This is a genomic window from Asaia sp. As-1742 (genome assembly GCF_011753235.1).
Classification (GTDB): Bacteria; Pseudomonadota; Alphaproteobacteria; order Acetobacterales; family Acetobacteraceae; genus Asaia; species Asaia bogorensis_B.
On record NZ_VWWA01000002.1, the window covers coordinates 476,679 to 490,325 of the forward strand.

At 58.8% G+C, this 13,647-nt stretch carries 9 protein-coding genes; 2 read left to right on the forward strand and 7 right to left on the reverse strand.

Features of this window, described 5'->3' with window-relative positions; all coding sequences use genetic code 11:
• Nucleotides 1-65 precede the first annotated feature (65 nt).
• Together F3J08_RS04790 and F3J08_RS04795 are read left to right on the forward strand one after the other, a co-directional pair.
• Nucleotides 66-1,469, forward strand: a complete 1,404-nt coding sequence (locus F3J08_RS04790) for a PLP-dependent aminotransferase family protein (protein ID WP_122040157.1) — start codon at nucleotides 66-68, stop codon at nucleotides 1,467-1,469.
• 347 nt (nucleotides 1,470-1,816) lie between these two features.
• Nucleotides 1,817-2,053: a hypothetical protein gene (locus F3J08_RS04795; protein WP_162922317.1), complete on the forward strand. Its 237-nt coding sequence runs from the start codon at nucleotides 1,817-1,819 to the stop codon at nucleotides 2,051-2,053.
• On the opposite strand, the gene F3J08_RS04800 is transcribed toward F3J08_RS04795, so the two are convergent.
• The 7 genes from F3J08_RS04800 to glgB form a co-directional block, all read right to left on the reverse strand.
• Complete coding sequence (locus tag F3J08_RS04800) at nucleotides 2,032-3,150, reverse strand: glycosyltransferase (protein WP_166928621.1); 1,119 nt, start codon at nucleotides 3,148-3,150, stop codon at nucleotides 2,032-2,034. The genes F3J08_RS04795 and F3J08_RS04800 overlap by 22 nt on opposite strands.
• 12 nt (nucleotides 3,151-3,162) lie before the next feature.
• Entirely contained in the window at nucleotides 3,163-4,182 is a 1,020-nt protein-coding gene (locus F3J08_RS04805) for a glycosyltransferase family 2 protein (RefSeq protein ID WP_166928622.1), read from the reverse strand.
• Complete coding sequence (locus tag F3J08_RS04810; RefSeq protein ID WP_166928623.1) at nucleotides 4,179-5,327, reverse strand: hypothetical protein; 1,149 nt, start codon at nucleotides 5,325-5,327, stop codon at nucleotides 4,179-4,181. The genes F3J08_RS04805 and F3J08_RS04810 overlap by 4 nt, the downstream gene beginning before the upstream one ends.
• Nucleotides 5,324-6,757: a glycosyltransferase gene (locus F3J08_RS04815; RefSeq protein WP_166928624.1), complete on the reverse strand. Its 1,434-nt coding sequence runs from the start codon at nucleotides 6,755-6,757 to the stop codon at nucleotides 5,324-5,326. The genes F3J08_RS04810 and F3J08_RS04815 overlap by 4 nt, the downstream gene beginning before the upstream one ends.
• Nucleotides 6,758-7,015: 258 nt before the next feature.
• Nucleotides 7,016-9,625, reverse strand: coding sequence for a malto-oligosyltrehalose synthase (treY, locus tag F3J08_RS04820; protein WP_166928625.1), 2,610 nt, complete (start codon nucleotides 9,623-9,625; stop codon nucleotides 7,016-7,018).
• 5 nt (nucleotides 9,626-9,630) lie between these two features.
• Entirely contained in the window at nucleotides 9,631-11,385 is a 1,755-nt protein-coding gene (gene treZ, locus F3J08_RS04825; protein ID WP_166928626.1) for a malto-oligosyltrehalose trehalohydrolase, read from the reverse strand.
• A gap of 23 nt (nucleotides 11,386-11,408) precedes the next feature.
• Nucleotides 11,409-13,640, reverse strand: coding sequence for a 1,4-alpha-glucan branching protein GlgB (gene glgB, locus F3J08_RS04830; RefSeq protein WP_166928627.1), 2,232 nt, complete (start codon nucleotides 13,638-13,640; stop codon nucleotides 11,409-11,411).
• Nucleotides 13,641-13,647 lie beyond the last annotated feature (7 nt).

The following is a 13,647-nucleotide window of genomic DNA, read 5'->3' on the forward strand; positions in this document are numbered from 1 at the left end:
CGTGGGGTTGCGGGGCTAAACAGAGTGGATCGTTGGCGAGACGTGACGAGAGGCGGGGGCGAAAGATGGCGGCCGAGGCTTATCTGGATGAATGGAGAGCAGCGCTCGAGCGGGGAACCGGAGCGCTCTATCTCGTGATGGTCGAGTCAATTGCTCACTCCATTCGCGAGGGCGATTTGCAGGAGGGGGAGAAGTTGCCTCCCCAGCGCGAGATCGCCGCCCGTCTGGGGACCAATCTCAGCACGGTGACACGCGCAATTGGCGAGGCCCAGAAGCGTGGGTTGCTTGATGCAACGGTTGGCAGAGGGACATTCGTCAGGATCAATGCGGGCGATGGCTCATGGCGCCAGACGAGAGCCAGCGTGATCGACCTGACAATGAATTCGCCCCCCCTGCCTCAGGATCCGTCGCTTCAAACCATGATCCAGGGGGAGATGGCGTCAATCTTTCGCCATCAGGACGTCCAGTCAATCATGTCCTATCGGGTGACAGGCGGCACGCAGCAGGATCGTCAACTCGGGGTTAACTGGCTGCAGCCAGTCCTCGGGCGGAGGCGGGCGGATGAAGTGCTCATCGTACCCGGTGCCCAGGTGGCGCTTTCGGCCATTATGAGTTCGCTACTCAGGCCGGGCGAGGCAATTGTCACAGATTATCTGACCTATCCGGGCATGCGATCGATTGCAGCGCAATTCGGTTACGTCCTGCTCGGGGTGAGCCACGATGAGGAGGGAATGAACCCCGAGGCGCTGGATCAGCTTTGTGCACAGCACAGGCCGCGCGTTCTGTATTGCACCCCGACCTTGCATAATCCCACAACCGCAACCTGGTCGGTCAACAGGCGAGAGGCCATATTGGCCATAGCCAGACGCCATCAGGTTCATATTGTCGAAGATGATCCCTATAGTCTCCTTCTCAAGGCGCCCCCGCCAACACTGGCGATGCTCGATCCGACGCGTGTCATCTATGTAGCCACCTTGTCCAAGGTGCTCAGCCCCGGTTTGCGCACGGCTTATATCGTCCTGCCAGGAGCCGAGATGACCCGGCGGATTACCTCTGGCGTGCGCGCAATCTGTCAGGCCAAGGCGGGTTTGCTGGACGCTCTTGTTTCGCGCTGGATCGAAACCGGTCTGGCACAGCAATGTCTGCGTAGCATCCGCGAAGAGTTGACCCATCGTCATCAGGTGCTGGCGCAGATCATGGGGCGTCATCTGCACGATCGATCGCCCAGCCCCCATGTATGGCTGCCCCTACCAGAGTGGTGGAGAAATTCTGATTTTGTGACGTTCGCCCGCAGGCAAGGTCTCGCGCTTGTTCCCAGCTCTGTCTTTGCGGTGACGGGTCATTCGCCTTCAGCTGTGCGGATTGCCTTGGGCAGCGTGCCGGACCTGTCGGGGCTACGGGATTCCCTGATCAATCTGCGATCAGTCCTCGACTACAGGCCTGCCGCAGGCTTTGCGGATATCGTCTGAGTTCGGGATATCCTACGGTGATCACGAAAAAGAGAGGCTAAAACCAAGCGTTTCCAGTGCTTTGCAGCACTGACGTCCGATTGTATTGAAAGCGTGCTAAAATTGTATGGGTATGTACGGGTCAATAACGGCAGAATTGTTAAATTGATTTAATTGTATTGATTTGAAATCCAGACAATATCTTGCATTTCCGATCAGTTTCTCGCACTCTATCCGGGTGATTAGCGAGGCCACCTTGGCGCATTGGCGTCTGCGGTGTTTCTCGCGAAGCATGACCGAGTTGAAGACGGAACGGCACCGGGGGGATGTACCTCATCACGGATGCTTCTTCGTCTGGGAGAGAAACGATGACCGCAGAATTAGCCAACGACACTTTGGATATTGCCGAAGCAAAGGCTCAACGTCGCCTGCGCTATCGTATGATTGCTATGGTCGTGGGCGTCGTCATGTTTCATGTCTGTCTTGCCTGGGCCATTGCGGGCACGTCGGTCGACATGCAGGACCATTTCCACACGAATTACTGGGCTCTGAGCGCCACACTTTTCTGGGCGATCTTCGCCGTTTACAACATGAGCGTCTCGTAAGGGTTTTCCTTGCGGGAGCGGCGTTGTGATGCGTTCATGACCTGCCCATAGATGACCTCATAACGGTCGATCATCGTCTCATGGCTGAAAGCGGCTTCGGCCCTAAGGCGGGGGATCGACCTGTTGATGTCGAGAGCCTCTCTGATCGCTACCGAAAGACCGGATACATCCTCAGGCGCAGCATAGCGTCCGGACTCTTCGCCGATGACCTCTCGTACCGCGCCTTGATCGAACGAGGCCACTGGCAACCCGCTCGCCATGGCCTCGACAGCGATCAGACCAAAAGGCTCATCCCAGCAAGGCGTAAACAGCAACAGTGCGGCCTGTTGCATTTCATCCGACAGGTCTGCACCTTCCAGAACACCGCCATACGTGATGCCCTCTCCCAATTCGGGTGCGATCTCCTGATCGAAATAGGCCCTGTCCTCCAGATACCCAAAGAGACGAAGCGATATATTGGCGCGTTTTGCGGCTGCGATGGCGAGATGCGGCCCCTTGTTGCGTGTTATCCGCCCGCACCAGATGGCGTGGTCGCCCCCTGAGGCACTGAAGGGCCAGCAGGCCATGTCGATCCCGTTATGTACAACCAGGCTCTCAGGCGGAATGGCCTGCCCCCACCATGATATGTTCTGTCGGGCGGATGTCACTGTGACATGATGGGTGTCACTCAGCGTGTCACGCACGATGCCGTGTATGGCGTCAAATGGCGGGACATGCAGCGACGTCACGCAAGGCAGGCCGGTGCGTTTTGCTTCCTGCATCACGAAGCGATGGAGGGAGTTGTTATGAACAATATCATAGTGTCCCGAAAAAATCCGGTGGCGGGCCGCGCCAAAGGCCTTGTCGAGAACGGTGTAGAGCTCCGGATGGGGGTTCGTATTTTCCCAAGGGTAGTCGCGGTCATAGTGAACAGGCAGTAAGGGATCGATCGTAAAGGCGGGATCGCTGTCACCCGCAGCGAAAAGCGTGACGTCATGCCCCCGCGCCATCAGGCCTCGCGCAAGATGAAAACTATGCGCCTCCATCCCACCCTTGAATGGTTCGGCAATCGGGTGGCGCGGATGCGCCACCAGGGCAATGCGGAGCGGGCGGTTCATGATGACGACCCGTCACTCAGCCGCGATGGCGACAGGGTTCACCGCGTCGGGGCTCAAAGAGCCAGGAGGTACTGGCAGGGGCACGGCAGCTTCGGTCGGTCGCAGCGCAGCGAGAGCGGCTTCACGTGTTGCCTGACGCTGCTCCAGAATGCTGATGACCGAGGCCGTATTGGCATAAGGCTGATGAGCCTGCTGTCCTGTCAGGGCCAGATCGTCTGCATTGGGTGCACGCAGAATACGGATAGGCTGTCCGGGCGTGTCATCGATTAGCCCCATGAGCCGGAAGGCGTGAAGCCAGTGGCCCATGGTGCGGTAGCCCCATTTGCTCTCGAAAATCTCGGCGTTCCGAACAACCGTCTCAAGATGGTGAACGGGCGGCATATGGTGTGTGTGGTGCTGATGATAGACGCGTGCGCCGTTGACCCAGGCCAGGGCATTGCCGGCCAGAGTGAAACCTTTGGCAAAATCCGTGTCCTCACCGCCATAGCCGGTGAATTCTTCGTCGAACCCGCCAGAACTGGCGAAGCGTGTCCCGCGAATGGCAAAATTGAGCGACCAGAAGCAGCGATAATCCGGGCAGGCTTCCACCCCATAAGCCGGTGGCCCGCGTCGGTCGGAATGGCGCTCGCTGACGGCTTCGAAAGCGGCGTAGGTCCAACCTTCATCATTTGCCCCAGCTGGGAGGTACATGACCTCACCCATCAGCAGTCCGTCGCAGGTTTCCAGCGCATCGCGATAATCCCGCAGGCAATGCGGTGCCGGGATACAATCGATATCGAGAAATACGAGAGCCTCACCGATGGCTTCCGATGCCGCAAGATTACGCGCGGCAGACAGATTCATCACCCCGGCAGGGGCAAGGATCTGACGCACGGGAAAATCCACCTCTGGCAGGTTTTCATAGGGCGTATCCTGCATCACGATAACGATGAATTCGTCAGGCTGGACGCTCTGGCGCGACAGACCGAGCATCATGTTGGCCAGATGGCTGGCGCGCCCTCTGGCAAGAGTCAGAACCGAAAGCGTGTTCATGGCAGGAAGCTTTCATGCGCGGTGGCGCCGGTCATGGTGGAAGGGGGCTCATTCCAGAGGCGGGCAATCAGGCTTTCAAGCCAGTGCGCAACGCCCTCGGCGGGACGATCATCTATGGCGCTGCGCTGGATGCCGGGCCGGTGGTGCGCATAGGTCTCTTCCAGCGCTTTTGCCCAGGCGAGTGCTGAAGCGGGCATATGCTGGCGTATGACGGCCATATGGGCGGCTTCGAGGCACTCGGCCTTGCGACGCTGTTCATCGAAATAGCGCCATTCAGGAATAGCGAGCCACGGCTTGCCCGCGGCGAGAATTTGCTGGCAGGTCGTATTGCCTGTGCTTGCAATGATGCAATCGGCCGCGGCGATATAGTCTGTCGCGTTCGATACCCACCCGCGATGAAGAATATTGCCAGGCTCTGTTGCGTGCCAGTCGCGTTCCAGCGCGCCGATTGTGACCCACAGGGCATCGGGGCGGTGGCGTGCGCCGACCGTGATGGGGGCCAGAGTGAAACCCGATCCGCCGCCGCCCGTCATGACAAGGATCATTTCCCGGTCGGGGACGATGCCGATGCGCTGTCGGGCCACTTCCTTTTCTGGCAGGATTTCGGGCTTGCCGAGGCCACCGGCAAAGAAAATCTGCTGTAGCCGTGAGGTCGTCCATTCAGGTTGTGCAAGCTGGGCCGAAAACGGCGCCAGCAGACCGACTGCGCCATCATAGGCAGCCTGATGACCCTCGTCGTCGCGGTCGCCGTGTTGCAGGATCTTGATATGCGGCACACTGCACAGGCGGCAAAGCTGGGCAATTTCGGCCGAAACGTCACAAATCATCAGGGCCGGGTCTGCCTCGACAAACCACGCCACTATCTGCCCCATAGCCTGCCGTATGCCGGGCCAGCCAAGCGGCGCACAATGCAGGGTGCGGGGCGTGGGCATATCCGCCAGCGCTGCGTTTTCCGCCCCGGTCGCTTCGAAAAGCGACGGAATGACGGTCAGGCTGACATGAGCGGGCAGGTCAGGAAATAGATCGGCGCGGGCACAGAAAATGCGTACCGGACGCGTATCGGGCAGAGCGTTGATGATCGCGAGACAGCGCTCCGCATGACCGCGACCCTGGTGATGCACGAAATAACCAATAGGGCGCGTCATGCGGACCATCCTGACAGTTGCGGCTGGGTTGCGCTGTCAATCAGCTGGGAGAACGCCGGCAAGGGAAGAACCGATGGCGCGATGCTACCCGACGGAAAGACAGTAGTTGCAAGCCTGCGCGGGGCAGGGCGTGCCATACGCTGACGTTGGCGTCCAAGTTTGCGGTAGAACGCGACAGAGTCTGCGGCGTAGTTTTCCCAGCCCAGGAGCGCCTGATGTCTGGTCGCTGCGCCTGAAAGCTTTGCCCATAGTTCAGGCGATGACAGCAGATGGTTCAGGCTTTCCGTCAGGCTGTCTGATGAATCAGGGGAAAAGAGCAGGCCATGCCCTAGTCTGGCGATGATATCGACCGGGCCGCCCCGATTTGTGGCAAGAACGGGCAGTGCGACCGAGGCCGCTTCGAGCAGGGTAAGACCGAAGGGTTCGTGACGCGCCGGATTGACGAAAACGCCTCTCGTATGAGCCGCAAACCGGTAGAGGCTGGCAACATCATGCGCCTCATGAGCGGCAGGTAGCGCGAACTGCGCCTCCAGCCCCGCTGCATGGCGGATATGATGCAGTTGTGCGATTACACCGGCTTCTTCCGTGCCGGGTTGCACACCGGCATGTTGCCCCGCGAGAATGACCAGATTGGCGCGCTCGCGCAGGCCGTGATCACTTGCATAGGCCTGAGCCAGGAGGACAAGGTTCTTCTTCTCGACAGCGCGGGCGATTGCCAGAATGACGGGGCGATCAGGATGATCCAGATGGCGGGCGATAAAGGTCCGTCCTTGCGCGGCGGGTGCGGGATCGAGCGTGGGGACGCCGGGTGTGATCTGGCGCAGGCGTGAGCGGTTGAGCGCGACGCCGTAGCGGGGGATCTGGTGGCTCGCTTCATCGCGGGTTGAAACGATGATGCCATCGGCCTGAGCGATGGCGCTTCGCTCCATGGCGATACGCGCGTGCAAAGCCGGGCAATTGCGCCCTCCCGCCTGCAATTTGTCGATGCCTAGCGCATGGGGTGTGTAGATGACGGGAATATTCAGCTTTTGCGCAAGAGCGAGACCAAGCTGGGCAGCATCGGCAAAATGCACATGAATAGCGTCGTAACGCTGGTCCGGGCGGCTGGCATGGCGCAGCAGGGCTTCAGTCAGGTCAGGAAGGTCCGCAAGAGCGGCATCTTTTTCGCGGTAAGGCGAGGCAGGAGCACCGATGCGCTGGATCGTGATCTTGTCCGAGACACATTCGATTTCCTGATCGTGAATCAGACCAAGCATTTCATTACGAAAACGTCTCGTAATGATTGTGATATGATCAACGTCACGACGGGCAGCCTGTGCATTGGCTGCCTCAAGCACATAAGCGATATGACCGCCCGTATCAGGCGTAATTCCGTAGGTAACCGGGGGCGCGCGAAGACAGCCACCCAGCGCAATGTGGAGTATATGCACGCGTCACCTCGCTCATGGGGCGATGTAACGTTTTCGGGAGAGAACGGGTTGCGCCGCCTAGGGACTCATTCCGCGTCCCATTTCCTCGTGTGGCGCTTGAGAGACTCTCGTTGAATCACGAGCGGTCATGCAAAGCCGACTAAGCATGGTTGCTGACACCAGTCCCACGCTGCAGGGCGTCCGGCGAGGATAGGGATGTCTATGCCCAAAGGAGTGGGCGACAGGCGTCATGGTTCGAGCCTGTCGCATCACGGAAAATCAGTCCCGGTTGATCAGGATATCAATTGGTGGCCGGCCATTGAGATAACCTAGCGAGAAAGTACCCGCCTCTGGCGCAATACCGTCATGCAGCAGGCTGCGCCAAGCGCCCTGAACAGGAAGCATCGTTTCGCTAAGGCCGCGATGGTGAATGCATAGTCCTTCATCGGGCGCCAGCTCCATTGTCAGCCGCGGCGCAATGATAAGGTATGAGCCTTCCATCGTTTGCCGCTGGAAGGCAATCACATGCTCTGCCAGAGGGCCGGTGGCACTGAGTGGCAGATAGCGCCCAGAAGCAAAGAGATCCGTGTTCTCAAGGCGAAGAGCCAGAACGGTTTCGATCAATGCCTGCTTGATGCGGCCATTCTTCCACCCGGCGCTGCTTTGGGCAAAGGGCAGGGCTTCATCGAGCATTGCCCGATGGGTGGGATAATCGACGGGTCGGCGGTTATCCGGATCGACAAGGCTGAAATCCCAGGTTTCACGACCCTGATAAAGGTCAGGAACACCGGGGTTGGTCATGCGCAGCAAGGTCTGTGACAGGCTGTTGAGCGTAGCAGCCGGGCTGATGCGCTCGACATAGGATGACAGGCCTTTGCCAAAGTCTCCGCTCATGCAGCGATGGGCGAAATCCAGACAGGCTTTTTCATAGGCCTCGTCAGGATTGCTCCACCCGGTCTGGCTGCCGGCTTCACGCAGTGCCTTGGTCAGATAGGCGTCGATACGTTCGCTGTAATCGCTGAAACCAGCCTCATTTAGGGGCCAGGAAGAAATTAGCGTCTGGAAAATGAAATAGGCATCGGCCGATATGGGTGAGGGACCATGGGCAGTCTTTTCGAGGAAAGCCTGACTCTGGTCCAGCCAGCGCCGCGCCGTTTCAGGCCAGTTGGCTGCGGGCTCGCTGAGAACCATGAGCCGAGCCCGCCCATCTTCCCCGCGCTTGTGGTCATGCGTTGCGGTGGTAAGGAGTGCCTGGGGGTGGTTAGCCAGACGCTCGATATTCATGCTGTGAAAGCTCTTCACAGGGGCTGCGAACCGATCGGGGCTGCAACCGACATCGTTACGCGAGAGGAGGCGGGCATAGCGATAGAACGCTGTATCCTCACCTGCCTTGGCCGTGAGAGGCGCTGTGAGATGCTCGAAGCGTTCAAGAATATCCTGCCGTTCCGTCGTGTCGATCCGGGCATCGGCAAGGTACTGGCAAATCTGGTCCAGTATCTCGTGCTGATAGACGGGCAAAATCTGCTGTGCTGCGAGACGTGCCTTGTCGATGGCGCGAAAATCGGCACCGGAATCACCACCATCGGCGAAATAGCTGCGATAGACCGGAAAGACGGTCAGAAGAGCGCGCAGGGCAACGCCAATGGCGTGCGGCGTAAGGTCACGACCCGACGGGAACTGCCCCGCAAGCCGCACTGTCAGCGCCTCGAAATCGCCCACGAATGAAGTGTCGAGTTTTTCATGCCGGGCCCCGTGCTCGACGGTTTCAAAATCGGCCGGACCGTAAGCGGACCACAATTCGGTGAGTGGTGCCTCGCCACGTGGGTCATGAAGGGCAAGATCAACCTGCTCGAGAAAGTCGTAGCCAGTCGTCCCCGTGACCGGCCATTCCAGTGGCAGGATTTCGTTCTTCTGGAGGATCTTCTCGATGAAGAAAGGTGCCTGATCGCGCAGACCTTCCGGGCGTTCCCGCCGCAAAGTGTCCAGACGGGCGCGAAGTCTCGTGCAGTATTCCGCCGGGCGAGCGAGGCCATCGACATGATCCACGCGCAAGCCGTCGATCAGGCCTTCACGATAGAGCTCGAAGACGAGTTTATGCGCGTCATCAAACACGTCCTTGCGGTCCATACGCAGGGCAACGAGAGAGGTAACATCGAAAAAACGGCGCCAGTTGACCAGATCGCCTGCAACGCGCCACCAGGCCAGACGGTAGTGCTGCGCCTCAAGCAGGGCTTCCAGTCTCTCGCGCCCGCTCTTGCTGTCAGGGGTGATCAGCTCATTGAGTTTCGCAAGGGTCTCATCGGTCATGACCGATGCCCCTAAGCATCCCGCTTCGGCAAGCAATGAGGCTTCGCTTTGTGCGGATAAAGGATAGAATTGATCGCCGTAATGGATGGCGAGATGGTTGGACGCTTCATGAAGCGCGATCTTCAGATCACCGCTCTTGATGGTGTCATCAAGGGGGTCGCCGAGAAAAGGCAGCAACACCTTGTTGTGCAGCATCGGGTTGGCCGGTGACCAGTCGATGTCGAAATGCTGGGCATAGGTGCTATCGCGCCCGTGGCGCAGGACATCCATCCACCAGTGATTGGCGGAACCAACCCCCATATGGTTGGGGACAATATCGAGGATAAGCCCCATGCCTTTGTCACGCAGCGCCGCAACCAGATTCTTCAGCCCTTCGATACCGCCACGATCAGGGTCGATCGTGTGGCAATCGACCGTGTCATAGCCGTGCGTGGAGCCGGGGGTGGAGGACAGGAGCGGCGATGCATAGACATGGCTGATTCCAAGTTTTCTGAAGTAGGGAACCAGCGGGACGGCGTCATTGAGGGTGAATTCACGATGAAATTGCAGCCGCAGGGTTGCTGTCAGAGGCAGATAGGTCATGCGCGTCACTCCAGTCCGGCCACCAGACTGCCGGGTGGCAGTTCTTCTACGGCGCGTCGCGCTGCCGAGCTATAAAGGAGCGTGGCAGGTTCGGAAATCTTGCAGGTTTCATGGTCCGAAAGATTGATGGCGATCGACAGGATTGATCCATCGTCGAGTTTCCAGCGCGCTATTACCGATTTGTCGCCTATCACGCTGGCATCGAGGCTGTGCACATTCGAGAGCCTTGGCACAAGAAAGCGTTTGCGCAGGGTGAGGAGACTGTGGGTGCGGTCAAGCCAGATACGCCCATCCAGCGTGGCGCGCTCATCACGATCCGGGCGCGACTGGTCGAAGGTCGAGAGCGCATTGGGGTCAGGGATGGTCTTGCGCTTTTCGGGATCCTGAAACGAGGCGAATTTGGCAAATTCCTTGCGTCTGCCCTCACGCACGGCGTCAGCCAGTTCATCATGAAAATCGCAGAAGAAGAGAAAGGGTGTGGTGCAGCCCCATTCCTCTCCCATGAACAGCATCGGGACCATCGGACACAGCAGCAAAAGAGCATAGGCCGCATGGAGGGCTTCGGGCGCTGCGAGTGAAATCAGACGCTCACCCATGGCACGGTTGCCGGTCTGGTCATGGTTTTGCAGGAAGAGGATGAATTTGGTTGCGGGCAGGTCGCCGCTCGGCATGCCGCGTTTCTTGCCCGAATACGGGTTCATCTCTCCCTGATAGGCAAATCCCTCATGCAGCACGCGGGCAAGTATGCGCGTGGGGTTATCGGCGAACATTTCATAATAACCCTCCTTCTCCCCCGTGAGCATGACATGCAGCACGTTATGGCCGTCATCATTCCATTGGGCGGTATACCCATCACGCAGGAGGCCTGCGTCGTTATTTTCGTTTTCAAGAATGAGATGCACGTAGCGACCGGGTTCGATTGTTCCGGTGACGCGCTTGCGCAGCTTGCCGAACCACGCATGGTCGGTAATGGCTGAGGCTGCATCAATGCGCACGCCGTCAAATCGGAATTCCATCAGCCAGTAGAGCACATTGTCGATGAAGAAATCGGCCACTTCAGGCTTGGCAAAGGCAATGCCAGTCCCCCAGGTGGAATTGTTATCGTGATCGAAAAACGCTTCCGCGTAGTCGTGCAGAAAATTCCCGTCCGGGCCGAAATGGTTATAGACCACATCCAGCAGCACCATCATACCTTTGGCATGGGCCGTGTCGATAAGCCGCTTCAGCGAGTCAGGGTCACCATAGGCCTGCGTCGGGGCGTAGGGCAGGACACCATCATACCCCCAGTTGCGCGTGCCGCCGAAGCTGTTGACGGGCATGATCTCGATGGCCGTAATCCCCAGCGCCTTGAGCTCATCCAGACGATCGCGCACGCCATCGAAACCGCCGAGCAAGCCGGCATGGAGCTCGTAAATGACGGCTTCGACCCAGGGGCGGCCAGTCCAGTTCCGTGTTTTCCAGATATAGGAAGACGGGTCTGTCACCACGCTCGGACCATGCACGCCGTCTGGCTGACTACGGCTGGCCGGATCGGGAACGGCAAGATCGTCCCGTACGCGATAGCGATAGCGGGCACCTGACGGACAAGACGTTGTCAGGGTGAAGGTGCCGTCAGGTTCGGCCTGCATGGGCAGGGGCGCCTGGTTTTCCAGTTCGAGGCTGACGGCCTTGCATGACGGCGCCCAGAGAGCGAAACGTGTTGTTCCGTCACTCTGGGGGGTGGCACCAAAACGGGTCTGGTAGAGATACGCTTCTGGCATTGGTGCCTCCGGTTGGGGAAGGGTCAGCCGTGTTTCGGGACGAGATACAGAACGGCGAGAGGAGGAAGCGTCAGGACGAGTGAATGTTCCATGCCATGAGCAAATTCTTGCGACGCCATGACGGGATTGTCATGAACCACGCCAGAGCCACCCAGCTCGCTGCGGTCGGTATTGACGCGTTCGACCCATGCCCCACCACGTGGCACGCCGATGCGATACTCGTGGTGGACCACTGGCGTCATGTTGCACACGACGAGAACAGGGTTAGCCCCCGGAGCCTGACGCAACCAGGCGAAAACCGTATTTTCGGTATCGTCTGCGATGATCCATCTGAAACCGTCATGGTGGTAATCATGAGCGCTGAGCGCCCGTTCCTCGCGATAGACCGCGTTCAATAGGCCGACCGTATCGTGCATACCCTTGCCAAGATGATCGTGCAGACGGTTCCAGGCGAGTTCACGGTCATTGTGCCACTCTTCCCACTGGGCGAGTTCACCCCCCATGAAGAGTAGCTTCTTGCCCGGATAGGCCCACATCAGGGCGTAATAGGCGCGCAGATTGGCATGTCGCCGCCAATCATCACCCGGCATGCGCGACAAAAGGGATCCTTTGCCATGCACGACCTCGTCGTGAGACAGCGGCAAAATGAAATGCTCGGTATAGGCATAGACCATGCCAAAGGTGAGGTCTGACCCATGATAGCGCCGCCATAGCGGATCCTGCTGCATGTAGCGCAGCGTATCGTGCATCCACCCCATATTCCATTTGAAGCGAAAGCCCAGCCCACCGACCTCAGCAGGCGCAGTCACACCCGGCCAGGCCGTCGACTCCTCGGCAATCAGAGCAGCGTCATGGCAGTAATCGCGTATAATCCCGGAGAGCTCGCGCATGAAATTCACGGCCTCCAGATTTTCACGGCCGCCATAGACGTTGGGACGCCACTCGCCTTCCTTGCGGCTGTAATCGCGATAGAGCATGGAAGCCACTGCATCGACACGCAGGCCGTCGATGTGAAAATTTCTCAACCAGTAGAGCGCACTGCCGGTCAGGAAATTGCGAACCTCCGTGCGCCCGAAATTGTAAATGAGCGTATGCCAGTCCTGATGGTAGCCCTCCATCGGGTCAGAGTGCTCGTAAAGATGCGTGCCATCGAAAAGGGCCAGCCCGTGGGCATCTGCCGGAAAATGCGCCGGTACCCAGTCCATGATGACACCGAGCCCCGCCTGATGGCAGCGGTCCACAAACCGCGCAAATTCGGCGGGCGTGCCATGGCGCGAGGTTGGCGCATACATGCTGAGAGGCTGGTAACCCCACGAGCCTGAAAAGGGATATTCCGTGATCGGCATGAGCTCGATATGGGTGAAGCCCAGCCCGGTCACGTAAGGAATGAGTTTGTCGCCCAGATCATTCCAGCTCACATAGCCGGTCGGGCTGTTCAGGCGCTGCCATGATGGCACGTGTAGCTCATAAATCGAGATGGGTGCCTCGAGCGACTGCCGTGTCGCGCGCTGCGCCATCCACTCCTGATCCTGCCAGTCATGCTCGAGCGGTGGGGCAACGATCGAGGCTGTGGCCGGGGGGAGCTCGGCATAACGGGCATAGGGGTCTGCCTTGGCAGGCAGAATGACACCCCCTTGTGCCATGATCTCGAATTTGTAGCGCTCGCCAGACCCAATGCCCGGAACGAACAGCTCCCAGATGCCTGCGCTATGGCGCAGGCGCATGGCGTGACGACGGCCATCCCAAATGTTGAAATCACCGATGACCGACACGCGATGGGCATTGGGCGCCCACACACTGAACCGCACACCCGATACACCATCGATCTCACAGATATGGGCGCCCATGATCCGGTCGATGTCGCGATGATTGCCTTCCGCGAAAAGATAGAGATCAAGATCGCCAATCAATGTGCCGAAGCTGTACGGGTCGTGCGTTTCCTGCCAGCCATCTGCCCACAGAATGCGCAGGCTATAGCGTGTGGAGGTCGCCGCTATGGTTGCCTTGTAGATGCCGCGCTCATCGATGCGGTCCATTTTCTTTTCGAGCGGGGGCTTGTTCTTGCGTTCAGCAAGCAGCCTGACCTCGACGGCGTCCGGGTAGAACACGCGTACGACGCCACTGCGTCCTTCGCGATGGCGGCCGAGATATGAGAAGGGATCATGAGCGCGCCCTTCGACGATTTCATCGATCAGGGATTGTTCCTGAGGCTTGATGGCCTTGATGGCGGCCTGCGTGGTTTCTGTTTCAGTCATGGAAAAA